This is a genomic window from Ahrensia sp. 13_GOM-1096m (genome assembly GCF_000620605.1).
Taxonomy (GTDB): domain Bacteria; phylum Pseudomonadota; class Alphaproteobacteria; order Rhizobiales; family Rhizobiaceae; genus Ahrensia; species Ahrensia kielensis.
Window position 1 is genome coordinate 357,317 of record NZ_JIAX01000006.1, and the last position, 23,685, is coordinate 381,001.

The following is a 23,685-nucleotide window of genomic DNA, read 5'->3' on the forward strand; positions in this document are numbered from 1 at the left end:
TATCGTTCCTAACTGAAACGATATCCATCACCCAAACACCGCATCAAATGCGCCTGTGTTGATCTGCTGTGAAGGTGCTTGCTGATCTGAGCGTGAATGCTTGATCCATGTCTCATCAAGTGCGCGGATAATGTCGATATGATGTGCTTCAAGAGGCCATCGGTATAAACGCATCCACGCTTCTATTTCAGACCATTGAAGCGGGTTTGGTCCATTCGCGTGATAGGTCCGCGATTTGCTGATCTGGCAAAAGAAAAACCATAACCATTCACCTGCCTCAGGTATTTTAGATTTAGCGCCTGATTGTAAATGTTGCTCCAATGCTTTTACAAGCTGAGCTTTCAATCTGCGTTGTGACTTTATCGATAAGGGTGCCATTAGTAAGAAACCCCTCGCGTGTTGCGCCTTTGGTTAATCGCGTTGACGTTCTTTGGAAGGTCGCGGTTCATCTTGGCAACAACACCTTCTAGGCGTGCAACGGCCTCGTTAGATGCCCCTCGATTGTCGATGTTATAGACAGGGGAAAATGTATTCTTGACGGTAGATTGCTGTGCACTGCTGTTTGCAGGTGCATGGCCTTTATTCATTGCTTCAAGCTGTGGCCTAAACTTAGCAGTAGCAGCAGCGTTAGCAACAAATTCTTGACCATGAACAATGCCAGTTGCTGTGTCCCGTGAAGCATTGCCAGTATAACCGCCACTTGAGAACAAGCCCAGTCCTGAGCCTATAACTGATACGGCTGAGAAGCCACCGCCGCCAAACAATCCGGCTAGTGGGCCTTTATTGAATAGTGCTGCTTGTGCTGCTGCTTTAGCTATATCCAATGCCAGCCGCTTAAATGCTTCGCCTGCATCATCTGCGCCAGTCACAACGCTTTCCAATGCGCTCAACCCGCCTTCAAAAAGGTACTGCATAGATTCACGGCGTGCCTCTATAGCCTCATTGTTGGCTTCAATAGCTGCACGCTCTTGCTCAATCTTTGTGACCAGATTTGCGATTTGTGCTGATTGTTCTTGTGTTGCTGCTGATCCAGCGCGACGTTGTGCATCTGCCACCTTGCGCTGTGTATCTGTCATGCCAATAGCATCATATTCAGCTTGTAGCTCGGCTATTAGCGTCTTGACCGCATCGGCTTCACGTATTGCTGCCTGAGCGCTCGCATTGCGTGTTGAACCACCACGGCCGTCAGATGATCCACCGCCTATCGTGCCAATATCGGTTGGCGAATTTTGTGCTTTAAGCTGTTCAAGCTGCGGACGCATTCCTTCCAAGGTTCTGCGCTTTAACTCTTTCATGATCTGATCGGCTTCGCCTTGCATATCATCAACGGAACGAGCGCCCGGCATTGTAAAGGTTAAGCCTTGCGGATTGTTCCTTGCATCGATGTTCTTATTCAGCCCATCCAATTGCCTTTTGAGGGATTGCGTTGATTTCTCAGATAGTCCGCGCATAGCATCTGTGATCGACCGGATACCGCTTGCAACGCTGCCAGCAATTCGGGCTATATCCACAAGCACGGGTGCAAGATCAATGAGTGCTGATTTAAATTCAACATCCATCACTTTGGAAGCGATCGACAATTCGTCTGTGAGTTCTTCTGATCGGGCAAGCAGGTCACGGTCAATGACAATGCCAAGGTTTTTTGCCTCTCGCTCCATTTCCATAAGTCCGGTTGCGCCACCTTGTAGGACAGGAATAAGCGCCTGACCGTTTCGCCCAAATGCTGCTGTTGCTATTGCAACGCGGTCTGTCTCTGACTTAGCCTGTTGAAGTGCATTTGAGACAAGCTTTAACTTTTCCTCTTGCGTGCCGGATGCCTGAATCTGTTTTAGTAGCTCAGGATTGACCTTTTGAAGCACAGTGAAGAGCGTGCCTTGATCGGTTGCAGCAAGCGCTGAATTACGCCTGAAAGATTGCATAGCCTTATCGACATCACCAACGGCAACGCCTGCTAGATCAGCACCAAACACAAGCGATTGATAAAGATCAGTTCCAAGGCCAGAAAGCTTTGCGGATTTGGCAACCTTATCAAAATCTTCTAGTGCACTCTTTGCACCTGAAATAGCAGCGCCAACGGAAAGCAAGCCGCCAAGCGCTGCGCCTATGGCTGACTTTGTGAACGCGCCTAGAAACGATCCAGCGCCCTTTGTGCCTGCTGCCAGTGAGCGATTGATCGAAAGCATCGATCTATTCATATCACCTTCCATTTGACGGGTAGCGCGGCGTGATCCGCTTTGCAGCTTATTATAGGTCTGCGTGCCTTTGCGCTCAGCTTTCGTCATTTGCTTCTCGAAGTCGTTTATACGTGCTTCAAGCTGAACGAATAGACGCTCTGTATCTTGTGCCATTAAAAGGCTCCCATTTCTTCGGGGTTGAACCATTCTGCGTCATATGAATTGGCTTGTTCGCCTGCTGCACATCGTGCAACGGCCATAGCGCAAGCCTGAGCGCCATCGATCTTGTTGCCAGACTTGCCCTTGTGAAAAGAGCGGTTGCCAGCCTTATCGGTTTCGACTTCCACGTTCTCAAAGTTCCATCTGAGAACCGGATGAGCGCCATGCTTGAACCGTCTTGCAATGATTGCACGTTCAAGCTCTTTGACAGCAGGTGCCATTGTCACCCATCCCTGCCTCATTTCAACTACCGGAAAGCCATCATCCATCAAACTAGCCATCATCACGCGGCCCATATGCGGATCAAAAGCAATCTCTTGAACGTTAAAACGTGCACATAACTCGCGTAAATGGTCCTCGATATGACGAAAATCCACCACATTTCCCTGTGTTGGCACAATAAAATCTTGTTCGGCCCATTCGGTATAAGGCGCATCGTGCTTATCACCGCGCTCTCTGAGGTTGTCTGAGGGGCAGAAAAACCAAGGGTGCACTTGATAGCCTTCGCCATCAGGCCAAGCAGCAACGATTGCTGTTAAATCTTCATTCTTGGATAAGTCCACGCCTATGAAGCATGGTGTTTGATCAGCTTCCAAATCATCAAGATCAACATGCGCTTTGCCTTGATCGTAAACTGTCATATCCACGAACGGGCTTGTCGATTGATCCAGCCACCTGTTCAAGTTGAATTGCAGAAAGCTATCTCTATCAGATGGCGAATGTTTTGCTTTGAGCGCCTTGTCTCTGAACGCTGCAAGATCAGGATAGCCGTGCTTTAGTCCAGGATTTACTTTGTGCCAAAGTTCCTCATCTTGCCAATCATCATCTGCATCTGAGGCAAAGATAACAGGCAGTGTTGCCGGATCATCGATCTCACCTTTCTGCACTTTCATCGCATAAGAAACGGTTTTCCAAGCAAGGTTTTCTTGTCCGCGTCCTGCTGTGGTAGCAACCACCATAAGCGTGTTAGGAACTTTAACGAGCGCACTGTCCAGCGCTTCCCATTGACGCAATCCAGCCGCTCCATTCCAAACGTGTAGCTCATCAGCAATCACTACATTTGGCGTTTTGCCATGCTGTGTCTTTCCATCGGATGCAACGGCAATATATCGGCTGCGATCCTTAGCAAAGGCGATCTGTGAAATGTAATCCCTGACTGACAGGTGCTTAGATAAACGCTGATCACTTTCGACAATCAATGCCGTTTCGCCATAAAGCTCTTTGGCTTGTTCATGGGCTGAGGCTGCTGACACAATAAGGTTGCCTGCTTGTCGCTCTGGTCCTATTAAATGCAGCAATGTGATGCCAGCACAAAGAGAAGTCTTGCGGTTGCCACGCGGCAAGAGAAGCACAATGCGCCTGACAATGCGTGTTCCATCCTCATTGCGCGGCCCATAGGCTTTGCGAATGATACGCTCTTGAAAATCATCAAGCTGGAAAGGATGCCCTTTAGCGGGGTTTTTAGGATGCTTTAAGCGGCGAAGCCATTGCACGGCTCTTTCACCATAGCCAAACGGATCTTCAATTTCTGAACCATCATCAATCCAAGAGGGAATCATCATCTTCTTGATCCCTTATGCTTGGCCGTGATCGGCTGACAGGTGTTAAGCCTAGTTCAGCAGCAAGCAGGCGTGCACGCGTCATAGCGTCCGATTGAATGCCTGTGGACGGGTTGCGCTTCATGTTGCCATCAACATCAATGACATGGCCGTGATCTTGCAGGTGCTTCTCACAATCGCGCACTTGACCGATTGCAATGCAATAGTTTTCCAGTGATGCCAGATCAGCGCGGGTTAGAATGCGTCTTTCAACCAAAAGATCGATTACGCGCTTCCACTCTTTCTTTGCTTCTGAGGATAGCCATGAAGGGGCAGACAGTGATTTATCAACTGCGCCATTATCCACGACCAAATGAGGCTTTGTTCCACGCATTAGCTTGCCGCTCCTGTTACTGTGACAGTGCGGATTTCCAAACCACGCTTACGGCCTATTTCTGTAAGCTCTCGGATATTGTGCGCCTTGCCACCATAGAGAACGCGATCAGAATTAAGCACATCATCAATAAAGCGGGTGCGAAAGATCACCAATGTTTCTTCAGCAGCGCCTTGGTTCTCAATAAATTCTTCTGTCGATTGCTGCACTATCTGAGCACGTGGTTCTGAATAGGTAGTCCATGCGCTGATAGGTGTGCCTGCATCGTCCACTGTGTCAGTAGATCGTTGCAACGCAATTTCCTTATCAAGCTTGCCAGCACGCATTATGAAGCCCTCCGCATAAGCGCTTCGACTGTCACCACGCCGTGACTTGTTTCGCCATCAGGATCACGCATCAAGCGGGTGTTAGACACCATCTGATCAACGCAATGCCATCCATCACGCTCAGGAAAGCGGCCATTTAAAACAGCATCAACGATCAACCCGCAAAGCTCATTCGTGCCAGCAAGTGAACGCTCTTTCATCCAAATATGAAGCGTTGAATATACGCGGAAAGATCGGCGCTTTAGATCATCACCCTCATCAAGCGTTTGAGCTTCACCCATAATGATAGACGGATCGGGCGCGGGTGTTTGATGCCTATCCAGTATCGAAGCGGCTGGAACAATGTCAGTGATTGCAGTCTTTGCCACAAGCCGTGCACGAATAGATTTCTGCAATGATAGGGCTGCACTCATCGGCTTCCCCATTCATCTTTGACAGCCTTGGAAATTGACCGCTTGATACGTCCTGTTATACGCTTCTTTGTGGTGCGAACAGCAGGCCAAAAGAACGGCTGAGCGGGTGCGTTCTTGCTGCCATACTCAACAAGGTGCGGATAGCGAACGTCTGAATTGCCAACCGTAACAGCGACTGCATGTTCAGGAACAATTGTTGAACCGCCGGGCTGCGAGTAAGGTGGTGTTTTCTGACCGCCTTCTGTCATCAGGATGCTATCAATCAGATCACCTGAATCGCGTGAAGCCTCAGCAAGAGTTCGCATAGTCGCCACCAGTTCTTGACCGGACTTGTTCAAAGCAGGTTTAACATTCTCTCTGACAGCCTTAGGAACGGCTTTCATTCGCTTCTGAAAACGGCTTAAACCACCATCACTTGTCATGAAAAACTCCACGCGCGGTTTTCTGCAACGATCTGCCAAACTGAAAATGGAAGTTCCTGAGCGCTGACACCGACAAGTGTTGCCTCTCGGTTTTCGTACCAGTGACCAACAAGCTGTAAGACCGCCTCTTTCAAATCCTCAGGCGTGTTCTCATCACCATCAAAATGCTCTGCAAAGGTATAGCCTAGAAGCTTCTCAATATGCGCTTGAGCGGCCACAATCTTGCGTTCAACGACGTTGGTTTCGCCACTGTCTAAGTTGAGGTGATCAAGCGCCTCTTGTATGCTTACGGCTGCCATAGGTAAAAAATCCTATTTCTTGCAAATGTTGTAAAAGGGTTCCCCCGCCGGTCCCTTTAGGTGGCAGGAAGTCTAAGACCACCCCCCTAGTCACCTGTGGCAGCGTTAACGCGGACTAGGTTGCTATTGATTGCAAGGCTGCTGTTGAGCTTCATGACGTTGTTAGCGCTGTCTAGTTCCTCAGTGGCACTCATCACCTTGGCAATGAAGTAACGCTCTGAGGGTGTTGGGTCTGATCCAGTTGCGGGTGCATCATCGAATACAACTTTGAATGCATAGTCATGTGGTTGTGCTTCTGCTGCTACCAGTGCGATCTGACCAGCGTCCGTCATGTCTAAGCCTGCCACGACTTCCATTGTAGGTGCGCGGCGTGTGCCTTTGAGTGTTTGGGTACGGTTGCGCCCAATAGCATCGAATGTGATCTCTTGAGCGCTGTCACCCATAGAGCCAATGCTTTCGAGTGGATCAACTTCCACCCATACCTGACTGTTAAAATCAGCGAGTACAAAGTCTGCTGCTTTGTCGCTTAGAGCGCCGCCGATGTATAGTTTAGAACCTGCTGTTGCGAATATTGGCATGATTTACCTCGTTACCAGTTTGCGCTCAGCCTTTTGCTTGGCGCTTGAATGACAGTTGGTGCATAGCGGTTGCCAGTTAGAGCGGTCCTTAAACAGCTTCTGGTTCCCTTTATGCGGAATGATGTGATCGACTACTGTTGCAGGGCTTCCACAACGCCTGCATGTAGGATGTGCTTTTAGGTATGCAGCACGGTCTTTTTGCCATGTGCTGTCATAGCCTCGTTTGCTGGATGATGGCCGCTTGCTATCTGAACGTGCTTTACGCTCTTTGCTTTTCTTAGCCTCGCAGGGACACTCAGTGTTTGCTGCAATGGCATAGCCGCATCCGCATATGCGTGGTGGTTTCATAGGCATGATTTCACCCCATGAAGGGTTGGCAGGGGTAGCCGTAACATCCCTGCCTTGCTTGCTTTCACGTAAGGAGTACCGCTATCAAGCACGACCTTTGCCACCTTGAACGCACAAAATCCCGTTGGAGCCGCGCAGGTGACTTTCGGATCTTCGATAGGCCGCGATACCGTCATATCTAGGCTCCGCTACTCGACCGGACGCACATCAGCATCGCCCTTGATAAGGGCAGCAGATGCAGCGATAGACGTGCCGGAATTTTTAGTGATGATTGCGCGTAGGTAGCGCTTGTGACCAATGTAGCCTTGCTTGACTACGCTATCAGCTTCAAGCGTTGCAGGCAGTTCACCAATGAGGTGTTCTGCTACCACATCGGCAAAGTCACCGCTTGTGGTTGTGTCTGACTCTTGTAGCTTAGCTGTGTAATCACCATCACCTGCAATCGCGCCTGTGTTGATGATTAGAGCCGCGCTTTGAAAGCCTTTAAGGTCCAGTGCTGCGCCTGTGGTAGTAGCTGTAATGACAGCAGGTGCAATAGCTGGAACAAGGCCAATGTTGTTTGCAATATCTCGCATAGTGATATCCTCTTATGTTGCCATCTTGAATTTGCGGAAACGTGCAGGCTGTAGAACCTTGCCGCCGACGCGCCGTGTAGCGTGAATGCGGGTGATGCCTTTGGTTGCCAGAATGTAAGGGTTAACCAGCACGCTCATCGCTAGGCGATCCACGATCCGATAAGCTGAGAAGTCACCAAACATGATCGGCGTTGATTGCGCTTCGATATCAGGCATATCCACGGCTTCGATAACAGGGCGACCAAGGATCGTGGCAGGCTGTCCAGCTTGGAAGCTTGGTTGCCATAGAAAACGACCATCACCATCTTTGAGCGTGCGAACGATACCCAAAGTTGTGCCGTTCATCATCCATGTTGCGTTGTTGCGATACATGGCAGGCATGTCATACATAGCCTTGATCATTGCATCGGCTTTGAGGTCCGTTGCATGGCCGTTCTTGTATTCTTCAATGCTCTCATTAGTCATCAAGCCCTCAGGCTGTTTGACACCTGAACCGTTGACGAATGAAAGGCTTTCTTTCTGTCCAAAGTCCTCAGACAGTGCCAAGCGAACTTCTGCCTCAGCAGTGCCGCCGCTATCTGCTAAAAGCTCGTTAGAAATATCAACGTAAGTCATAAGCTTATGTGCAGGCACTTCGACCTGACCGAATGTTACGCCGCTTTCTTCTGATTCCTCAGTCTCACCTTCCCATGACGCATTGGTGATGCCAGTACGCTTTGGATATTTGACAGATGGCGAAGCAATGTTGCGAACGCTTGCCACTGAACGGATAGGCGAAAACTCGACTAGATCACGGATAAACTCAGTTGAAGTCTCAGCAGGTGCCAAATAGCCGCCTTGCTCATCATCTGCGACTACAAGAGCTTTAAGCTCTGCAACGGGTGCCTGAGCGCCATGACGTAGGTATGTGCCAAATGCTTTGAGTTCGGCTGATACTTCGCCGTTCTCTTTGTCACTGCCTTCTGGACGGTTTGACTTTGCTTCGATCTTATCCAAGCGCTCTTTAAGGGCTTTGGTCTCAACATCATCTGTTGATTTAGCTTCGACTGTTTTCAAACGCTCATCGACGGTCTTTGATAGATCATCAAGCGCTTTGGTTACGATATCGACCGGATTAGGCTCTGCATCTTTTAGTTCAAGTTTATTGAAGTGCCGCATTGGATTACCTCTTTGCGAATTGCGCTGCTGCGCGGTTAATGGCTTCGGCAAGCTGCAATGCTTCGATGCCCGATTTAGCTGATCTGATTTGTGCACCTTGGTGCATGGGAACTGAGACAAGGGATGCCTCGAAAAGTTCCAAGTCTGTGATTGTTCTGCCACCGCCTGCACGGGGTGAAGCTTTCTTTGTGATGAAACCGATTGATAAGCCTCGAATAGCTCCGGCCTTGATTAAGGCGCTGACTTCACGGGCGCGGTTCACTTCACCTACAAGCAATTTGCCAGTGAGTTCTAAGCCCTCATCGGTTTCTTTGGCTCCGGTCCATGCACCAAGCGGCTCTTGCTGATCATGTGCAAACAGCATTGGAAGGGGCAAATTCGCTTTGGAAAATGCGCCTTTCTCTATCCAGTCACCAACACGATCCGGTGTAGCAAAAGGCCATGCCATGCCTGTGATAGTTCCATCATCATTGGCAAGCATCTTGGTTTCAAAGAAAGCGTGTTCTATTGTCATGCTGCATCACCTCGAAAAAGTGAGCGATCACCTGCTGCGCTGTCCACTTGGCTCTGCAACCATGTGCCAGCTTTAAGAACGCGCACGACATTGGAATGATTGAACGGGATAGGTTCGCCAGCCTCTTTGATCTCAAAACCAAGCACGCAACGCGCTAAGCTGTTAATACGGGCCTTTTCACGGCCCTCAGCACTAACTATGCCGTTTTCATCGGCAAGCTCTGCAAGCTCATCAGCAAGCGCTAGACGTGCCTTGCGCTGTGTTTCACTGTCCGGTCCAGCAACACGAAAGCGAATGCCTGTAGGTGTACCTGCGACCGGATCAACGATATCAAACCAAACGCCGCGATCCTGATCTATGTTACCTGCTAGAATATCATTCAGTTCCATCAGATGGCTCCGGTTTGTTTGTGTCGATGTTTGGATTTACGAATGCATTGCCCTCGGCATAAGCAGGCAAGCCTTCCCATTGACGCGCTTCATTTGGATTAAGAACGCGGGATGCAATGAGGCTGGAATAAGCTGTTGCACGGCTTCCAAGATCGGCGCGGGTTAGATCATCACGCTCAAAGCGAATGCTCCAAGATTTGCGCTCATCTTCTGTGAACAAAGCACGGGACAAAGCGCCTTCCAGTGCTCTCAGCCAAGGCTCTAATGTATAAACAAGAAACTCACGGCCTTGCTGTTCGCTGTTCGACCATGTTGCGCGATCAAGCTCATAGAGCATGGCAGGCGGGACACGGAACGCACGGGCAATTTGAATTATTTGAAACTTTTGATTTTCTATGAACTGAGCATCTGTGCTGTTCATCGTTAAAGGCTGGAATACTGCACCATTCCAAAGGAAAGCCGTCTTGCCAGCGTTGTCAGGCCCTTCATGAGCTGCACGCCAAGCTGCCTTCATTGCTTTGAAAGCTGTCTCACCAAGATTACCTACGCTTTGAATGACACCACTCGGACGCGCTCCATTCTTGAACAATCCGGTAGCGTGCTTTTCCATCAGCTTAGCGGTAGCAATTGCATCCTTGGCAAGTGATAGAGGCGATCTTGAAAACGGTGATTTTAAGTGAATGATATCGCGTGCAGGTACTGCGCGGTTTGCCAGCTTATAGCTTGGTTCGCGTGTTCCGCTCGTTGCATATTCGCAAGTGATATTGCCGGACGTATAATGGATGATTTCAGCAGGCTTACCATCAACACGGTTTACCCATGCAAGGCCACCTGCATCATTTTGCAGCGCCTGTGAGATAAGATCACGAATGAACGAAAAGCTGTCTGTCCAATCATTGGCGCTGCCAGATAGCAATTGGTTGAGCGGGTGCGTCTTATCGACTGCTTCCATGCCCTTGTCGTCTGTGGCAACGATTTCTATCTTTAGACTTGCCGCCGCTTCGCTGATCAATCTGATAGCGCTTGATACGGCTGGAACGGTCAATGCATCAGCATCAGATATACCGTTGCCAGAAATAGAAATGCCGAATGCCTCTTTCAGCCAATCATCGGGCTGTGTGAGGTCTGTCGATTTAGCTTCGACTATCGGCTGTTTACGGTTCCAAAATGCCATAAACAGAATATAGCACTTAGGATATAATTCCTAAACGTGCAATAACGTGCTGTAGTGGGTTTAAGCGGGTTTGTCCGGCTGCCTTAGAAAATCAACCAATTCGTGTTCAACCGCATAGACCTTTCCCCCCAATTTCTTGAGGGGTGAATTTGGATGCTGCGCGATCTGCTTGCGAACAAAGTCCTCACTTGTGCCGATCCGGTTTGATATGGCCTTATGTCCCCATATGATTTCTGATCGGGTGATTTCTTTGAGGTCTTTTAGAAGCTCATCGAAACGCCAACGGTCTAAAGGTGGTTTGTTTTCGTTCAATTGTTTTCCTTTGCACGTTGGGCCAAAATCATTTGGATGGCTGAGGGTTGGCCTTTTGGTCTGCGAACAGGTTCTAAGTTCATATCTAGAAACTTCTGTGCGCGCGACTTAGGTTCATGAATATCAACCTCCATGACACGCTCATTCAGTGAACCGTTATTCATGTGCCTTTCGTAAACTCGTTTGGCTGCTGCCATTCGTGGATTTGTGATTTGCTGTGAGCCGTGGGGTGCCAACATCGGCTCATCATCCCATCGCTCATCATTGAGCCAAGATGCAGGATGCGGCTGAAACTCTGGTCTTCTGGCTTTTAATTCAGGCAATAGGCGTTTGAGACCTGCTATAATCGTTTCAGGCTTATGGCCTGCTTTGATCTGCTTGGCCCACATGCGCTTTGCTTTGGCCTTTGCAACCTTGCGTGGATAGATAGGCCAAAACTCATCATTGAACGGATCAGTGCTCATTTCTGCGCTCCCTGCCGATGGCACAAGATATCAACCTCTTTCTGCACAAGAGCGGCAAAGGCTTCTAGTTCCTGTTTGATAGCCTCATCTGACATGCCAATTTTGAGCAATTTATGAGAAAAACCCTTTTCAGTTTGTTCCCAATAAGATTGTTGTGCTCTTTGAGTGTCTTTCCTCATGAATACCTCAGCAACATGACGGGCTTTTCCAATCTGTTTGCTTGCAGGAAAGGGAATGATTTTTACTGGTGGTTGCCAGTTGAATAATGGAAGGTGATTATCTTTGCTCATTTACCATTACCCCCTGTGGTATATCTATATAAGTGTCCTGCTCACGGTACTGTGAAAAGTCATAATTCGTGCCTACGGTCCCTCTCACGGGACTGTTAGCGGGTTTTACAGTGTCACTCTTGCAACACTTGTCCCGCTCACGGGACTGTTGGTCCTCTATACGGGACTGTTGTTTTTCTTCGCATCGCCATTTCATGAACGCTTTAGTGGCAGGATTACCGCTCACATCACATGCATATTCAGTCAAACGATAGAGTGTGGCAGTCCTATTTTTAACGTGGAATGAACTTCTCTTTGTGACTTCCAAAAAGCCTTTTTCGATCAATCCATTTATTGCTTTGTTGGCGACGTTTTTGCCTACATTAATTGCATCTGCCATCTGACGAATTGTGATATCCAAATCGCCGTTATTAGTTCCGATATAGATATCTTTAAATATTAGATATGCGGCCTTCTCACTAGGCAAAGCTGCTGCCCATGCCTCGCTCTGATAAAACCATTTTTCAAGCATGATAAACTTCGATCTACCTTTGCGCTTATATTTACTCATCTTGATTTATCACCCCCCGCTTTTGGAAGGGGGCCGCATCTAGGGCAGGACAATCGCAATTGCTCACGCACGTTAGTTTTCTTGACGCGGTTGCTGTTGCATTTTGGACAATTAGCCATCAGCGCACCTCGCGTCTGATCTGAACTGCTTGTGCTACGGCCTCACATGCTTGCGGTATGGTAAGATTAAACCGTGTGCACATTTGCCTTAGCGCTGCTTGTGCTTGGCTCTCTGAGGGGCTGAGTGAAGCAAGCCAACGGCCTGCCTCATCAATCTCTGCTGTGTGTTGGTGATCTATGCCTGTCATGCTGACACCTCGCTTAAAGGTGTGCATGTGTTCCACTTAGAATAGTCATAAGCCCAATCTTGAACATCGCCAAAACCGTGGGTTTCTTTCCAAGTGATATCACCATCATCAGATGCACAATGTTCACGTTCATCATGGCCAAAAGAACTATCAAGTTCATCACCATTCGGCTCTATATCAGGATCACCAAGCAAGTGATTGGCAAGATCGACAACAAGAGCCATAAGGCCAACATCACAATTGAACGGATCAATATGACTTGCGCTGGCATCTAAGCGTTGCAAAATTTCACAATCGATAACAATCATGCTGGCACCTCGATCTTATGAAGGCCATCAAGGATTGAACCGATCAACCGCATATCAGTTGTGTCGCTACCCATGCAGTCGATGTAATTGCCCCCGCCACGAAGCCATTGAAGTGCCTGCGCTTTAACCTTCAAGCCTTCAAGCGTTGTGGCAGGCGTGCTGTCAATTTTGCAAACAATCGCCCATGATTTCTCATAAGCTGGATTATACTGATCGTCCGTTGCCTCAGCCAATAACACCTGTTGTTCATATGCTTTGGATAGCTGCTCACCAAGATCAATGAGGTAAGCGTCCTTGCTTTTGGTTGCCAGTTGGTCTGCTAAGCTTTGTATAAAATGCTCAGCATTGCGCGGGATCGGGCGTGATAGAATACGCTGTAGCGTATCCATGCTGTTTTGAACTTCTGCTGATGTTAATATGTTTAGCTTTGCATTGCTGTTGAATGAATCGCTCATGCTGACACCCCATCAGCTACCGTTTGCTTTTTGCCAAACTTGAGCGCGTGGAGCGTACTAAAGCATTCCCCTCGTTGTTCCTCGATCTGTCTGCAAAGTTCTTCTGCTGTAAGAGCGATAGTTGTAAGAGGGCTAGTCACATCATCATTTTGGCTTTGTGTGATCCAGTACATCGACATAATAAAATCTGATACTCGCCCCAACGGGCGTTCCATATCCGTGATTTTATCCCAAAGTTTATCGATCTGCTCTTCTAGATTTTTAACATCAGTGGTTGCGGCATTGGTGATTTCATTGATATTGACTGTCTTGTTCATTTGTTTCTCCGTGGTGGTTAAATATTTTGAACAGGCTCGATCCAGTTGGCGCTAGATCGGGCCATTTTTATGCGCTTCATTTTGCATCCTCTAAGAAGAAGCTGATTAGCTTGCCGCGTTCAGCTACCCATCGACTACCAACTCGCTTTGCTGGCAACTCTCCTTTTTCAAGCATGTGGAATGTTGAGCGGCGAGAACGGCCTATTAGTTTTGCTATCTCTTCAGCTCCCCAAATGAGGTCTACACTGTCAATTTTAACCGTCATGCAAAATCCTTTCATGTATTGCAATTGCATTACATCAACATGATTCATCATTACGTACAAGTCAAGCCACTATTGCACTATAATTGCATTACATGTAATGCTGTTGTGGATTGAGGGGAAAAATGGCAAAAGCTGCTGGAAAAACGACTAAATCGGAATCAATGACCATACGGCTTGATCCTAAAACGCGCTTTATTCTTGAATATATTTCACGCTTAAAAGGCCAAACAATTACTACGGTTGTGGAAAGGGCGATTGTAGATGCCGCGTCCAAGCAAACAATTATGGGTGAGGATTTTGATCCTGACAAAAATTGGTCGGATTTTTGGGATGTTTGTGAAGGAATAAGGTCGCTGCGTATGTATGAGATACCAGCCTTTTTCCCCACTTATGAGGAAGAACAACGACTTGCTTTTTGCAAAGAGCATTGGCCGTTTTTCTATATGTCAAAGAAAATGCAAGGTTATCGACGTTCTTTGCTCGATGTTCTTTGGCCTAGAATAGATGAGTTCATTGCAATTCATGAAGAGCGAAAATCTGGTGGAAATTATTGGGCAGCAGGCGAGGCTATGACGAAAGTTCTTAACGATGCCGATTTACGTGCTCCGTCGTGGCCAATAAAAGAAGAGCCCAAATCTCCAGCTTCAGAAGGTTATGATCCGGACTCAGAGATTCCCTTCTAATGTCAGTCCGCAAGCGCACATGGTTGAACGCTAAGGCTGAGGAAAAGACTGCATGGGTTGTTGATTACAATGATGCCAGTGGAAAGCGCCGCCTTAAATCATTCAAGCTGAAGAAAGACGCTGACAAGTTCGCTGCCACCGCATCCATAGAAGTGCGAGAAGGTCGCCATGTAGCTGAAAGAGATAGTGCCACTGTAAGCCAAGCCGCTCAGTTGTGGCTTGCGGCTGGTGATGCTGCTGGTTTGGAACGATCCACGGCAAAGCAATATCAGCAGCATGTGAGGTTGCACATAGAGCCTCTAATCGGCGCTCTGAACCTATCTAAGCTATCAATCCCTATCGTGCGTCAATTTGAAGATGATCTGGCAACACAAGGCCGCTCACAAGCTATGGTGCGTAAAGTCATGGTTTCGTTTGGCTCTATCCTTGCCGATGCTCAGGAACGCGGTTTGGTTGCTAGGAACGTTGTGAGGGACATGCGAAGCACTAGGCGTAGAAAGTCCAGCCATGATACTGCAAGCCGCCACAAGAGCCGCTTACGGGCAGGCATAGACATTCCTCATCCACATGAAATAAAAGCGCTGGTTGGCGCTCTATCGGGCGTATGGAAGCCTATCCTTATCACTGCGATCTTTACGGGTATGCGATCCAGTGAATTGCGCGGCCTTACATGGTCCGATGTTGATTTGAGCAAGGCTAAGATTACAGTCTCAAAGCGTGCTGATAGGTATAATCAGATCGGTTCGCCTAAGTCGCTTGCAGGTCAACGAACTATCCCATTGCCGCCGATGGTTGTGGAAGTTCTCACTGAGTGGAAGGAACGCTGTCCGGCGGGGCCTTTGACCTTAGTGTTTCCTACGGGCGCTGGAAATATCGAAAGCCTGACAAACATTCGCCGCCGTGGTTTAATCCCTGCATGGGAAAAGGCTGGCATTGTCGATGAGAAAGGCGAAGCCAAATATACGGGCCTTCATGCGCTTAGGCATTTCTATGCTTCATGGTGCATAAATCGGCCTGAGGATGGTGGTTTAGGATTGCCTGCTAAGGTGGTTCAGGAAAGGCTAGGGCACTCGACTATTGCCATGACACTTGACGTTTATGGTCACTTGTTCCCATCTAATGACAATGGTGGTGAATTGGCTAAAGCTCAAGCTGCTCTGCTAGGTTGATGCAACATGAGCGCAACATGGCTTGAATAACCATTTAAAATCAACGTATGGCATAATCTTGAAAATCCGCGTGTCGGTGGTTCAAATCCGCCCTCGGGCACCACTTTTTTCGATTTAGCATGGCAAGTCGGTTACTATGTGTCTTAGGCTAAGCTTGCTTTTTGCTGCGATGTTTTGCGCGTGATGTGTAGCCTATGCACAAAAGCCACTATGAATATGGCTGTCAGAACAAGCACAATCGTTGCTGCCGGTGCGCTGTCTAAGAAGAAGCTCAGATACGTGCCTAGCAACATGGATAGCAAGCAAACGGCCACCGACATGATCAACATTGGCCCGAAGCTACGCACGGTTAAAAAAGCAATTGCGCCCGGCGTCACCAAAAGAGCAACGGCAAGAATGAGGCCAGTCGCAGTCAATGTTGCAACAATACAAAGCGACAATACGGACAGCAATCCATAGTGCAGAAATGAGACTTTCAAACCGCTGGCTTGCGCTTGCGCAGGATCAAATGCGTGAAGCAGCAGGTCTTTCCATTTCAGTATCAAGAACGCGCATGAGCCAAGCGAGATGAGGCCTGCAGTCCATAAATCCTGAGCGCCTATGCCCAGCATATTGCCGAACAGAACATGATCCAGATGTTCGTTGGTGGTAATAGATGTGTACATGATGATGCCAACGGCAAACATGCCGGAGAAGACCACGCCCATGACCGTGTCTTGTTTGATGCGGCTATTATATGAAAGATAGCCGGTGAGCAGTGTACAGGCCATACCTGCGCCAAATGCGCCGACGATGAGCGGAATACCTGTTATCCAAGCTAAAACAACGCCCGGTAAAACCGCATGACTGACAGCATCACCCATCAAGGCCCAGCCTTTAAGAACGAGAAAGCAAGATAGAAGTGCCGTTGGTGGTGCGACAAGCAGGGTAATCAAAAACGCATTCTGCATGAATGGGTATTGGAAGGGCTGTAATAAAATATCGATCATTATTGCACCTTAGTCGTCGGTGATGCAGGTACAGGCATTGCAAGGGCTTGACGCGCTTTTCGCCGTGCAGCCAAAATGCCGTGCTTTGGCGCGAAAACAAATGCAACCAGAAAGATGAATGTCTGCAGAGCGACGATGATGCCGCCGGTTGCACCGTCAACAAAATAGCTAATATATGCGCCAACAAAACTGGTCGCGGTGCCTATGAAAACGGAAATAGCGATCACGCGCGGGAAGCGATCACTCAAAAGATAGGCTGTCGCGCCCGGTGTTACGACCATCGCGATGACAAGAAATGCGCCTACTGTGATCATCGCGGCAACGATGGCGGCTGATAGCAGCATGAAGAAAATAGCGCGTAGAAGCTCTGGCTTTAAACCGATCGTGCGGGCGTGGTTTTCATCAAAAAACACCACCATCAAATCTTTCCATTTGGCCAGCAAAACAATCATGCAGACAAAGCCGATAATCGCGAGCTGTAACGTATCATTTGGCGTTATCGCTAGAATATTGCCCATAATGATCGTTTGAATGCTGACCGATGTTGGGAAGATAGAAATCATAAAAAGGCCTAGGCCGAAAAAGGATGTGAAAATGATCCCGATGATCACATCAATTTTGAGGCCGGAGCGCTCGGATAAAAACAGCATTGCACCAGCGGCCAAACCGCCAGAGATAAAAGCACCCAATGCAAAGGGCAGGCCAAGAATATAGGCAGCCGCAACGCCAGGCACGACAGAATGGGAAAGTGCATCCCCAATCAGCGACCAGCCTTTGAGCATAAGATAGCAAGACAAAAATGCACAAACGCCGCCAACAAGCGCGGAAACCCACATGGCATTGAACATGTAACTATAGGTGAACGGTTCAATAAGTGTGCCGATCATTTTTCGTCACTTTCGCTGCGTTCCCCGTAGTGAACGAAAGGTCTCTCATCATCTGTGATAATGCGAATTTCGCGCGGGTCGTCATCGTCGTGTAAGTCGGTGCCGCCAATCGTAAAGTGGCGCAGCACGCCGCCAAATGCTTTCTCAAGATTGTCGTGTGTAAAGGTTTCTTGCGTGGTGCCGTAAGCAAGGACGGTGCCTTTAACCAAAATCGTACGATCACAAAATTCTGGCACGGAACCAAGATTGTGCGTTGATACAAGCATAACGCGGCCTTCGTCGCGCAACTCGCGTAGCAATGATATGATCTGATCTTCAGTTTTTACATCAACCCCAGTAAAAGGTTCATCAAGCAAAATGACCTGTCCGTCTTGCGCCAGCGAACGCGCAAGAAAAACCCGCTTGCGTTGTCCGCCGGATAATTCGCCAATTTGCCTATGTTTAAAGTCAAGCATATTGACACGGCGCAGAGCTTCATTGACGGCATCGCGGTCTTTCTGCTGCGGACGTCTTAAAAAACCCATATGTCCGTAGCGGCCCATCATCACAACATCTTCGACGAGCACTGGAAAAGCCCAATCGACTTCTTCAGACTGAGGCACATAGGCAACAAGGTTTTCTTTAAGCGCTTCTTTTACCGTTTTCCCAAGAAGCCGAATTTCACCCGCAGCGGTGGGAATAAAACCCATAATGGCTTTAAATAGGGTCGATTTTCCTGCGCCATTAACTCCGACGAGTGCGGTAATCGTGCCGCGCGGAATTTCAAAATTTGTATTGTGCAGCGCTGTGTGCCCGTTGCGGTAGGTGACTGTGACATTGCGCGCATAAATACCGCCGGCGGCTCCTGATGCGCTCATGTCTTCATTGTCAGTCATTTCAGCGTCGAGAGGTGCTGTTTTCAGCATTATGGATCCTTGGTATCTCCGCCAGAAATGGCGGAGATGTATATGTCAGTGAATGGTTATTTTAGGTTGTTTGCAAGCCCATCGACAATAGTTTGTGATGTCACGCGCAACAGATCAAGATATGTTGGCACAGGACCGTCCGGCTCGCTTAAGCTGTCGACATAAAGAACCCCGCCATAAGCGGCGCCTGTTTCGCGCGCAACTTGTTCGGCTGGCGAAGTGTTGACGGTACTTTCGCAAAACACGACGGGAATATTGTTTTCCCGAACGCCGTCGATGACAGTACGAACCTGTTGCGGCGTGCCGATTTGATCGGCATTAATTGGCCATAGGTAAAGCTCTTTCAATCCAAAATCATGCGCAAGATAACTGAATGCACCCTCGCAAGTCACAAGCCAACGTTTGTCTTCAGGAATAGCCGCAATCTGTTCGCGCAAGGGATCGAGCGTTGCGCGTATCTCATTCATATAGGTTTCGGCATTTGCAATATATGTATCGGCATTATCTGGATCATGCTCAACAAAGGCAGCTGTAATATTGTCGACATAGACGAGGGCGTTATCAACGCCCATCCAAGCGTGTGGATTGGCTTTGCCCTCATAGGAACCCGAACCAATCGCAATGGGCTTGATGCCGTCGGTCAGTGTTACGGATGGTATGTCGCCTAGATTGCTTAAAAACTGCTCAAACCAGACCTCCAGATTAAGGCCATTCCACAAGATGAGATCAGCGCCGCTTGCGCGCACAATATCGCGCGGCGTTGGCTCATAACCATGAATTTCCGCGCCAGGTTTAGTAATCGAAACGACTTCTGCCGCATCGCCAGCAACATTTTTCGCCATGTCTGCAATGACTGTGAAAGTCGTAACTGCTTTGAATTTTTTGTCTTGAGCATATGCTTCAAGCGCCATTGTTGAGGTCGTCGCGAGCATTGCTGCGGCAAATGTAAGGCGAGAAAGATACGGTTTCATTCACAGCTCCAGATGAGAAAAATCTTATGTACTATTCTCTTCTTAATAGTAATGCGAATGAATTGCAATAAGGATTTAAGCCGAGTTCATATGAATGAAAAAGGCCTTGCGGCTAATGATTGCACAGCATGTCGTGTGTTTTGGTGTTAACTTGCGGGCATGACTACGTATGAATTTCAGTGAAATATAATTGAAGCTCTGGATTTTTTAAATCGATTAGATTATAGGGTTTATAACACTTGGAGGCAAAGTAATGTCGAGTCAGATTATTCCCGTTGACCCATTCGACTGTATCGTTTTTGGCGGTACAGGTGATCTCGCCGAACGTAAATTGTTGCCAGCGCTCTATCATCGCCAAAAAGATGGTCAGATGACTGAACCAACAAGAATTATCGGTGCGTCTCGTTCAGAGATGACAAAGGCTGAGTATCAAGACTTTGCTCTGGCGGCTCTTAAAGAGCACGTTAAAGAGGAATTGGATGATGAGCAGGTAAAACTGTTCATGAGTAAGCTGGACTATGTTTCGGTTGATGCGAAGTCTGATCGCGGCTGGGATGTGCTGCGTGATACGATCGGTGATGCAGACACTAAAAAGCGGGCTTATTATCTGGCTGTTGGTCCGGGATTGTTTGGGGATATTGCTTCGCGTTTGCGTGATAATCAGCTGATAACGGATGAAACGCGTATCATTGTCGAAAAGCCAATTGGCCGTGACTTAAAATCAGCCGAAGAATTGAACGATACGCTCGGGCAGGTATTCAAAGAATATCAGATTTTCCGAATTGACCATTATTTGGGTAAAGAAACAGTTCAAAACCTTATGGCGCTGCGTTTTGCAAATGCGCTTTATGAGCCGCTTTGGAACTCTGCCCATATTGATCATGTGCAAATTACGGTTGCTGAATCAGTGGGTCTTGAAGGCCGTGTTGATTACTATGACCGCGCGGGTGCCTTGCGCGATATGGTGCAAAACCATTTGCTTCAACTCTTGTGTCTTGTGGCAATGGAGCCACCAGCTTCCATGGATGCAAATGCGGTACGCGATGAAAAGCTCAAAGTTTTGCGCAGCCTTACGCCGATTGAGGAAAGCAATGCAGCTAAACTCACCGTGCGCGGTCAATATGGCGCGGGTGCTTCCAGCGGCGGTCCTGTGGACGGTTATGTTGAAGAGCTAGGCTCTGCAAGCAATACCGAAACCTTTGTGGCGATTAAGGCCGAGATCGGCAATTGGCGCTGGGCTGGGGTGCCGTTCTATTTGCGCACGGGCAAACGTTTGTCGACGCGGGTTTCTGAAATTGTAATCGCTTTTAAAGAAGTGCCGCACTCCATTTTTGGTGAAGCTGGCTCTCGTATGCAGTCAAACAACCTCGTTATTCGTCTCCAACCAGATGAAGGCGTTAAGCAATGGATCATGATCAAGGATCCAGGGCCGGGCGGCATGCGCTTGCGCCACGTCCCACTTGATATGAGCTTTGCTGAAAGCTTTGATGTGCGGAACCCTGATGCTTATGAGCGTTTGATTATGGATGTTATCCGCGGCAACCAGACATTGTTCATGCGCCGCGACGAAGTTGAGGCAGCGTGGAAGTGGGTCGATCCAATCTTGAAGTCTTGGGAAGACACCGAGCAACCTGCACAAAAATACACATCTGGCACATGGGGCCCTTCGGCATCTATAGCCTTAATCGAGCGTGATGGGCGCACTTGGCATGAAAGCTGACGCACTAAAACCAACTGATCCGCATATTGATCTTCAATCATATGAGACACGCGGTGCACTGGCTGAAGCTTTGGCCTTGTCTGTTGCTGGTATTCTCGCTGGCGGCATAGCAGAGCGCGGAACGGCTACGCTTGTTGTGTCGGGCGGATCAACGCCAAAATTATTTTTCAAAACGCTTTCGGCATGCGATATTGATTGGGCGAATGTGACGGTCATGCTGGTTGATGAGCGTATTGTACCGCCAGAAAATGATCGCGCCAACGCTAAGTTGATCGCTGATTATTTGCTGCAAGATAAAGCAGCAGCAGCGCATTTTCTGCCCTATGTTACAGATGGGCGCGATGCTGCTGAGTGCGCTGAAAAAAGCGAAAAACAACTTGCGCCCTCGTTAAAACATATTGATGTGACGATCCTCGGCATGGGCACAGATGGCCATACAGCGTCCTTTTTTCCAAATGGAGATCATTTGGAGGAAGCGCTCGACATGCAAAGCGATAGGCAAATTATATCAATGCTTGCCGAAGGTGCAGGCGAGCCGCGCCTAACGCTGACGATGCCTGTTATACACGCATCACGCTTTGTAGCGCTGCACATTGAAGGTCAAGAAAAGGCTGATGTGCTGAAAACAGCTCTGGGTCTTGATGATGATCTAACAATGCCAATCGCATGCGTCGTTAAAAATGCACCTGAGCCTGTGAAAGTGTTCTGGGCACCATAATTGCAACCTCGAAATGGGGCAAAACATGACAAAATTTGATGTGAATGAAACTGTTGCGGCAGTGACTAACCGGATTATTGAACGCTCAAAACCAGTGCGTGAAACCTATCTGGGCCGTGTGCGTGAACGGGCATCTCAAGGGCCTAAACGTTCAACGCTTTCATGCGGAAATTTAGCGCATGGCTTTGCTGCTTGCGGTGTCGGCGACAAAGAAAATCTCAAAGGTGATGTGGTTGCTAATATTGGCATCATTACCGCTTATAATGACATGCTTTCAGCGCACCAACCATTTGAGACTTATCCCGCGCTTATAAAACAGGCTGCGCGTGAGGCCGGCGGTGTTGCGCAGGTTGCAGGCGGTGTGCCGGCTATGTGTGATGGTGTGACACAAGGCCAAGCGGGGATGGAGCTGTCGCTGTTTTCACGCGATGTGATTGCAATGGCGACGGCCGTTGGTCTGTCACATGATATGTTTGATGCGGCCGTTTATCTGGGTGTGTGCGATAAAATCGTTCCCGGATTGACGATTGCTGCGCTGACTTTTGGCCATCTTCCTGCGATTTTCATTCCTGCTGGCCCGATGACGACAGGCCAGTCAAATGATGAAAAAGCAGAGATCCGCCAACTCTATGCCGAAGGTAAAATCGGACGCAAAGAACTGCTGGAATCCGAAAGCAAATCATATCACGGACCGGGCACATGTACGTTCTATGGTACGGCCAATTCAAACCAAATGCTTATGGAGATTATGGGCCTGCATATGCCGGGCGCAAGCTTTATCAATCCGGGCACAGAGTTGCGTGATGCGCTAACAAAAGAAGCGGCAAAACGTGCATTGGCAATCACAGCGCTTGGCAATGAATTTACACCAGCAGGCGAGATGATTGATGAACGCTCTATCGTGAACGGCATTATCGGCCTTCATGCAACGGGCGGTTCAACCAACCACACAATGCACTTGGTTGCGATGGCAGCTGCCGCTGGTATCAAAATCACGTGGGCTGACATTTCTGATCTTTCCGATGTTACGCCGCTGCTTGCGCGCGTCTATCCAAATGGATTGGCCGATGTGAACCATTTTGAAGCTGCGGGCGGTCTCGGATTCCTTATTCGCGAACTAGCCGATAATGGCATGCTGCACCGCGATGTTCGCACGGTCTATGGCCACGGCATGGATGATTATATGGTTGAAGCCAAGCTTGATGGAAAAGGCGGGGTCGAACGTCATAAATCACCGAAAATATCCGGCAACGAAAAAGTCTTAGCGCCATTTGATAAAGCGTTCCAGAAAACAGGTGGCTTGAAAATGCTGTCTGGCAATCTTGGACGCGCCGTTATTAAGACCTCAGCCGTTAAAGAAGAACACCGCATTGTTGAAGCGCCTGCACGCATTTTTCACGATCAAAACGAAATGCAGGCAGCCTTTCAAGCTGGTCAACTGACCGAAGACTTTATCGCCGTGATCCGGTTTAATGGTCCAAAAGCCAACGGCATGCCAGAATTGCACAAATTGACACCGACACTGGGCATTCTTCAACAGCGCGGCTTAAAAGTTGCACTTGTTACCGATGGGCGCATGTCTGGTGCATCCGGTAAAATTCCGGCAGCTATTCATGTAACGCCAGAGGCGCTTGACGGCGGTGTAATCGGCAAAGTGCAGGAAGGCGATATCGTGCGCCTTGATGCCAATGCGGGAACGTTAGAAGTTCTCGTCGATGATGCGACCTTGGCCGCACGCCCGCAAGCAACCGCAGACTTATCAGGCAATACGCATGGTATGGGGCGGGAACTGTTTGAAACATTCCGCCGCGTCGCGGGTCACGCAGATGAAGGCGCAAGCGTCTTTGGTTGATT

At 48.6% G+C, this 23,685-nt stretch carries 33 protein-coding genes; 5 read left to right on the top strand and 28 right to left on the bottom strand.

Annotated features, from left to right (window positions below; translation table 11 throughout):
• Positions 1-27 precede the first annotated feature (27 nt).
• The 24 genes from N530_RS17270 to N530_RS0102180 all read right to left on the bottom strand — a co-directional run bounded on the left by N530_RS17270 (position 28) and on the right by N530_RS0102180 (position 13,840).
• Positions 28-378: a hypothetical protein gene (locus tag N530_RS17270; protein WP_051540704.1), complete on the bottom strand. Its 351-nt coding sequence runs from the start codon at positions 376-378 to the stop codon at positions 28-30.
• Positions 378-2,348 carry a hypothetical protein gene (locus tag N530_RS0102070; RefSeq protein ID WP_026479334.1) on the bottom strand — a complete coding sequence of 657 codons (1,971 nt, stop codon included), beginning with the start codon at positions 2,346-2,348 and terminating at the stop codon, positions 378-380. The genes N530_RS17270 and N530_RS0102070 overlap by 1 nt, the downstream gene beginning before the upstream one ends.
• Positions 2,348-3,955: a terminase large subunit gene (locus N530_RS0102075; RefSeq protein WP_026479335.1), complete on the bottom strand. Its 1,608-nt coding sequence runs from the start codon at positions 3,953-3,955 to the stop codon at positions 2,348-2,350. Before N530_RS0102075 ends, N530_RS0102070 begins: the two co-directional genes overlap by 1 nt.
• On the bottom strand, positions 3,933-4,325 hold the full coding sequence (locus N530_RS0102080; protein WP_026479336.1) for a phage terminase small subunit P27 family: 393 nt from the start codon (positions 4,323-4,325) through the stop codon (positions 3,933-3,935). The genes N530_RS0102075 and N530_RS0102080 overlap by 23 nt, the downstream gene beginning before the upstream one ends.
• Entirely contained in the window at positions 4,325-4,651 is a 327-nt protein-coding gene (locus N530_RS0102085) for a phage head closure protein (RefSeq protein WP_035266072.1), read from the bottom strand. Before N530_RS0102085 ends, N530_RS0102080 begins: the two co-directional genes overlap by 1 nt.
• Positions 4,651-5,064, bottom strand: a complete 414-nt coding sequence (locus N530_RS0102090) for a DUF3168 domain-containing protein (protein ID WP_026479338.1) — start codon at positions 5,062-5,064, stop codon at positions 4,651-4,653. Before N530_RS0102090 ends, N530_RS0102085 begins: the two co-directional genes overlap by 1 nt.
• Positions 5,061-5,486: an HK97-gp10 family putative phage morphogenesis protein gene (locus N530_RS0102095; protein ID WP_026479339.1), complete on the bottom strand. Its 426-nt coding sequence runs from the start codon at positions 5,484-5,486 to the stop codon at positions 5,061-5,063. The genes N530_RS0102090 and N530_RS0102095 overlap by 4 nt, the downstream gene beginning before the upstream one ends.
• Positions 5,483-5,785: a head-tail connector protein gene (locus N530_RS0102100; protein ID WP_026479340.1), complete on the bottom strand. Its 303-nt coding sequence runs from the start codon at positions 5,783-5,785 to the stop codon at positions 5,483-5,485. The genes N530_RS0102095 and N530_RS0102100 overlap by 4 nt, the downstream gene beginning before the upstream one ends.
• A gap of 86 nt (positions 5,786-5,871) precedes the next feature.
• A complete protein-coding gene (locus tag N530_RS0102105) occupies positions 5,872-6,363 on the bottom strand; it encodes a hypothetical protein (RefSeq protein ID WP_026479341.1) in 492 nt (163 codons plus the stop codon).
• Between the two features lie 3 nt (positions 6,364-6,366).
• Positions 6,367-6,717 carry an HNH endonuclease signature motif containing protein gene (locus tag N530_RS18805; RefSeq protein ID WP_026479342.1) on the bottom strand — a complete coding sequence of 117 codons (351 nt, stop codon included), beginning with the start codon at positions 6,715-6,717 and terminating at the stop codon, positions 6,367-6,369.
• A 182-nt stretch (positions 6,718-6,899) separates the two neighbouring features.
• Positions 6,900-7,286, bottom strand: a complete 387-nt coding sequence (locus N530_RS0102115) for a hypothetical protein (protein WP_026479343.1) — start codon at positions 7,284-7,286, stop codon at positions 6,900-6,902.
• A 12-nt stretch (positions 7,287-7,298) separates the two neighbouring features.
• Positions 7,299-8,444: a phage major capsid protein gene (locus N530_RS0102120; RefSeq protein ID WP_026479344.1), complete on the bottom strand. Its 1,146-nt coding sequence runs from the start codon at positions 8,442-8,444 to the stop codon at positions 7,299-7,301.
• Between the two features lie 4 nt (positions 8,445-8,448).
• Positions 8,449-8,958, bottom strand: coding sequence for an HK97 family phage prohead protease (locus N530_RS0102125; RefSeq protein ID WP_202899000.1), 510 nt, complete (start codon positions 8,956-8,958; stop codon positions 8,449-8,451).
• On the bottom strand, positions 8,955-9,347 hold the full coding sequence (locus N530_RS0102130; protein ID WP_026479346.1) for a hypothetical protein: 393 nt from the start codon (positions 9,345-9,347) through the stop codon (positions 8,955-8,957). The genes N530_RS0102125 and N530_RS0102130 overlap by 4 nt, the downstream gene beginning before the upstream one ends.
• The gene (locus N530_RS0102135) at positions 9,334-10,521 is read right to left on the bottom strand and encodes a phage portal protein (RefSeq protein ID WP_026479347.1); all 1,188 of its coding nucleotides are present in this window, start codon (positions 10,519-10,521) and stop codon (positions 9,334-9,336) included. Before N530_RS0102135 ends, N530_RS0102130 begins: the two co-directional genes overlap by 14 nt.
• A gap of 60 nt (positions 10,522-10,581) precedes the next feature.
• Entirely contained in the window at positions 10,582-10,833 is a 252-nt protein-coding gene (locus N530_RS17275; protein WP_051540705.1) for a hypothetical protein, read from the bottom strand.
• Positions 10,830-11,297 (bottom strand): hypothetical protein, encoded by a 468-nt coding sequence (locus N530_RS0102145; protein WP_026479348.1) that lies wholly within the window; start codon positions 11,295-11,297, stop codon positions 10,830-10,832. The genes N530_RS17275 and N530_RS0102145 overlap by 4 nt, the downstream gene beginning before the upstream one ends.
• Entirely contained in the window at positions 11,294-11,587 is a 294-nt protein-coding gene (locus tag N530_RS0102150) for a DUF6074 family protein (protein ID WP_026479349.1), read from the bottom strand. Before N530_RS0102150 ends, N530_RS0102145 begins: the two co-directional genes overlap by 4 nt.
• Entirely contained in the window at positions 11,574-12,137 is a 564-nt protein-coding gene (locus N530_RS17280; protein ID WP_051540706.1) for a hypothetical protein, read from the bottom strand. Before N530_RS17280 ends, N530_RS0102150 begins: the two co-directional genes overlap by 14 nt.
• A 118-nt stretch (positions 12,138-12,255) precedes the next feature.
• Entirely contained in the window at positions 12,256-12,444 is a 189-nt protein-coding gene (locus N530_RS0102160) for a hypothetical protein (protein ID WP_026479350.1), read from the bottom strand.
• The gene (locus tag N530_RS0102165) at positions 12,441-12,752 is read right to left on the bottom strand and encodes a hypothetical protein (RefSeq protein WP_026479351.1); all 312 of its coding nucleotides are present in this window, start codon (positions 12,750-12,752) and stop codon (positions 12,441-12,443) included. Before N530_RS0102165 ends, N530_RS0102160 begins: the two co-directional genes overlap by 4 nt.
• Complete coding sequence (locus tag N530_RS0102170; protein WP_026479352.1) at positions 12,749-13,207, bottom strand: hypothetical protein; 459 nt, start codon at positions 13,205-13,207, stop codon at positions 12,749-12,751. Before N530_RS0102170 ends, N530_RS0102165 begins: the two co-directional genes overlap by 4 nt.
• Positions 13,204-13,524 (bottom strand): hypothetical protein, encoded by a 321-nt coding sequence (locus N530_RS0102175; RefSeq protein WP_026479353.1) that lies wholly within the window; start codon positions 13,522-13,524, stop codon positions 13,204-13,206. Before N530_RS0102175 ends, N530_RS0102170 begins: the two co-directional genes overlap by 4 nt.
• Before the next feature lie 76 nt (positions 13,525-13,600).
• Positions 13,601-13,840, bottom strand: coding sequence for a DNA-binding protein (locus N530_RS0102180; RefSeq protein WP_371179686.1), 240 nt, complete (start codon positions 13,838-13,840; stop codon positions 13,601-13,603).
• 71 nt (positions 13,841-13,911) lie between these two features.
• Here N530_RS0102180 and N530_RS0102185 point away from each other — a divergent pair, with 71 nt between their 5' ends.
• Together N530_RS0102185 and N530_RS0102190 are read left to right on the top strand one after the other, a co-directional pair.
• Positions 13,912-14,472, top strand: a complete 561-nt coding sequence (locus N530_RS0102185; RefSeq protein ID WP_026479355.1) for a hypothetical protein — start codon at positions 13,912-13,914, stop codon at positions 14,470-14,472.
• On the top strand, positions 14,472-15,641 hold the full coding sequence (locus N530_RS0102190) for a site-specific integrase (RefSeq protein WP_026479356.1): 1,170 nt from the start codon (positions 14,472-14,474) through the stop codon (positions 15,639-15,641). The genes N530_RS0102185 and N530_RS0102190 overlap by 1 nt, the downstream gene beginning before the upstream one ends.
• 143 nt (positions 15,642-15,784) lie before the next feature.
• On the opposite strand, the gene N530_RS0102195 is transcribed toward N530_RS0102190, so the two are convergent.
• From N530_RS0102195 to N530_RS0102210, 4 genes are all read right to left on the bottom strand, one after another.
• A complete protein-coding gene (locus N530_RS0102195; RefSeq protein ID WP_026479357.1) occupies positions 15,785-16,630 on the bottom strand; it encodes a metal ABC transporter permease in 846 nt (281 codons plus the stop codon).
• Positions 16,630-17,517, bottom strand: a complete 888-nt coding sequence (locus tag N530_RS0102200; protein ID WP_026479358.1) for a metal ABC transporter permease — start codon at positions 17,515-17,517, stop codon at positions 16,630-16,632. Before N530_RS0102200 ends, N530_RS0102195 begins: the two co-directional genes overlap by 1 nt.
• Positions 17,514-18,374, bottom strand: coding sequence for a manganese/iron ABC transporter ATP-binding protein (locus N530_RS0102205; RefSeq protein WP_155851908.1), 861 nt, complete (start codon positions 18,372-18,374; stop codon positions 17,514-17,516). The genes N530_RS0102200 and N530_RS0102205 overlap by 4 nt, the downstream gene beginning before the upstream one ends.
• Positions 18,375-18,478: 104 nt before the next feature.
• Entirely contained in the window at positions 18,479-19,393 is a 915-nt protein-coding gene (locus N530_RS0102210) for a metal ABC transporter substrate-binding protein (protein WP_026479359.1), read from the bottom strand.
• Between the two features lie 253 nt (positions 19,394-19,646).
• Here N530_RS0102210 and zwf point away from each other — a divergent pair, with 253 nt between their 5' ends.
• Genes zwf through edd form a run of 3 tightly spaced genes read left to right on the top strand, consistent with a single transcriptional unit; the run spans position 19,647 to position 23,683 of the window.
• The gene (gene zwf, locus N530_RS0102215; RefSeq protein WP_026479360.1) at positions 19,647-21,113 is read left to right on the top strand and encodes a glucose-6-phosphate dehydrogenase; all 1,467 of its coding nucleotides are present in this window, start codon (positions 19,647-19,649) and stop codon (positions 21,111-21,113) included.
• Entirely contained in the window at positions 21,103-21,831 is a 729-nt protein-coding gene (gene pgl / locus N530_RS0102220; RefSeq protein WP_051540707.1) for a 6-phosphogluconolactonase, read from the top strand. The genes zwf and pgl overlap by 11 nt, the downstream gene beginning before the upstream one ends.
• Positions 21,832-21,856: 25 nt before the next feature.
• Positions 21,857-23,683 carry a phosphogluconate dehydratase gene (gene edd, locus N530_RS0102225; RefSeq protein ID WP_026479362.1) on the top strand — a complete coding sequence of 609 codons (1,827 nt, stop codon included), beginning with the start codon at positions 21,857-21,859 and terminating at the stop codon, positions 23,681-23,683.
• Positions 23,684-23,685: the final 2 nt, after the last annotated feature.

Excerpts from the sequence above, each read along its gene's own strand:
- N530_RS17270 (WP_051540704.1), bottom strand. The coding sequence starts at position 378 with ATGGCACCCTTATCGATAAAGTCACAACGCAGATTGAAAGCTCAGCTT.
- N530_RS0102070 (WP_026479334.1), bottom strand. The coding sequence starts at position 2,348 with ATGGCACAAGATACAGAGCGTCTATTCGTTCAGCTTGAAGCACGTATA.
- N530_RS0102075 (WP_026479335.1), bottom strand. The coding sequence starts at position 3,955 with ATGATGATTCCCTCTTGGATTGATGATGGTTCAGAAATTGAAGATCCG.
- N530_RS0102080 (WP_026479336.1), bottom strand. The coding sequence starts at position 4,325 with ATGCGTGGAACAAAGCCTCATTTGGTCGTGGATAATGGCGCAGTTGAT.
- N530_RS0102085 (WP_035266072.1), bottom strand. The coding sequence starts at position 4,651 with ATGCGTGCTGGCAAGCTTGATAAGGAAATTGCGTTGCAACGATCTACT.
- N530_RS0102090 (WP_026479338.1), bottom strand. The coding sequence starts at position 5,064 with ATGAGTGCAGCCCTATCATTGCAGAAATCTATTCGTGCACGGCTTGTG.
- N530_RS0102095 (WP_026479339.1), bottom strand. The coding sequence starts at position 5,486 with ATGACAAGTGATGGTGGTTTAAGCCGTTTTCAGAAGCGAATGAAAGCC.
- N530_RS0102100 (WP_026479340.1), bottom strand. The coding sequence starts at position 5,785 with ATGGCAGCCGTAAGCATACAAGAGGCGCTTGATCACCTCAACTTAGAC.
- N530_RS0102105 (WP_026479341.1), bottom strand. The coding sequence starts at position 6,363 with ATGCCAATATTCGCAACAGCAGGTTCTAAACTATACATCGGCGGCGCT.
- N530_RS18805 (WP_026479342.1), bottom strand. The coding sequence starts at position 6,717 with ATGCCTATGAAACCACCACGCATATGCGGATGCGGCTATGCCATTGCA.
- N530_RS0102115 (WP_026479343.1), bottom strand. The coding sequence starts at position 7,286 with ATGCGAGATATTGCAAACAACATTGGCCTTGTTCCAGCTATTGCACCT.
- N530_RS0102120 (WP_026479344.1), bottom strand. The coding sequence starts at position 8,444 with ATGCGGCACTTCAATAAACTTGAACTAAAAGATGCAGAGCCTAATCCG.
- N530_RS0102125 (WP_202899000.1), bottom strand. The coding sequence starts at position 8,958 with ATGACAATAGAACACGCTTTCTTTGAAACCAAGATGCTTGCCAATGAT.
- N530_RS0102130 (WP_026479346.1), bottom strand. The coding sequence starts at position 9,347 with ATGGAACTGAATGATATTCTAGCAGGTAACATAGATCAGGATCGCGGC.
- N530_RS0102135 (WP_026479347.1), bottom strand. The coding sequence starts at position 10,521 with ATGGCATTTTGGAACCGTAAACAGCCGATAGTCGAAGCTAAATCGACA.
- N530_RS0102145 (WP_026479348.1), bottom strand. The coding sequence starts at position 11,297 with ATGAGCACTGATCCGTTCAATGATGAGTTTTGGCCTATCTATCCACGC.
- N530_RS0102150 (WP_026479349.1), bottom strand. The coding sequence starts at position 11,587 with ATGAGCAAAGATAATCACCTTCCATTATTCAACTGGCAACCACCAGTA.
- N530_RS17280 (WP_051540706.1), bottom strand. The coding sequence starts at position 12,137 with ATGAGTAAATATAAGCGCAAAGGTAGATCGAAGTTTATCATGCTTGAA.
- N530_RS0102160 (WP_026479350.1), bottom strand. The coding sequence starts at position 12,444 with ATGACAGGCATAGATCACCAACACACAGCAGAGATTGATGAGGCAGGC.
- N530_RS0102165 (WP_026479351.1), bottom strand. The coding sequence starts at position 12,752 with ATGATTGTTATCGATTGTGAAATTTTGCAACGCTTAGATGCCAGCGCA.
- N530_RS0102170 (WP_026479352.1), bottom strand. The coding sequence starts at position 13,207 with ATGAGCGATTCATTCAACAGCAATGCAAAGCTAAACATATTAACATCA.
- N530_RS0102175 (WP_026479353.1), bottom strand. The coding sequence starts at position 13,524 with ATGAACAAGACAGTCAATATCAATGAAATCACCAATGCCGCAACCACT.
- N530_RS0102180 (WP_371179686.1), bottom strand. The coding sequence starts at position 13,840 with ATGATGAATCATGTTGATGTAATGCAATTGCAATACATGAAAGGATTT.
- N530_RS0102185 (WP_026479355.1), top strand. The coding sequence starts at position 13,912 with ATGGCAAAAGCTGCTGGAAAAACGACTAAATCGGAATCAATGACCATA.
- N530_RS0102190 (WP_026479356.1), top strand. The coding sequence starts at position 14,472 with ATGTCAGTCCGCAAGCGCACATGGTTGAACGCTAAGGCTGAGGAAAAG.
- N530_RS0102195 (WP_026479357.1), bottom strand. The coding sequence starts at position 16,630 with ATGATCGATATTTTATTACAGCCCTTCCAATACCCATTCATGCAGAAT.
- N530_RS0102200 (WP_026479358.1), bottom strand. The coding sequence starts at position 17,517 with ATGATCGGCACACTTATTGAACCGTTCACCTATAGTTACATGTTCAAT.
- N530_RS0102205 (WP_155851908.1), bottom strand. The coding sequence starts at position 18,374 with ATGAGCGCATCAGGAGCCGCCGGCGGTATTTATGCGCGCAATGTCACA.
- N530_RS0102210 (WP_026479359.1), bottom strand. The coding sequence starts at position 19,393 with ATGAAACCGTATCTTTCTCGCCTTACATTTGCCGCAGCAATGCTCGCG.
- zwf (WP_026479360.1), top strand. The coding sequence starts at position 19,647 with ATGTCGAGTCAGATTATTCCCGTTGACCCATTCGACTGTATCGTTTTT.
- pgl (WP_051540707.1), top strand. The coding sequence starts at position 21,103 with ATGAAAGCTGACGCACTAAAACCAACTGATCCGCATATTGATCTTCAA.
- edd (WP_026479362.1), top strand. The coding sequence starts at position 21,857 with ATGACAAAATTTGATGTGAATGAAACTGTTGCGGCAGTGACTAACCGG.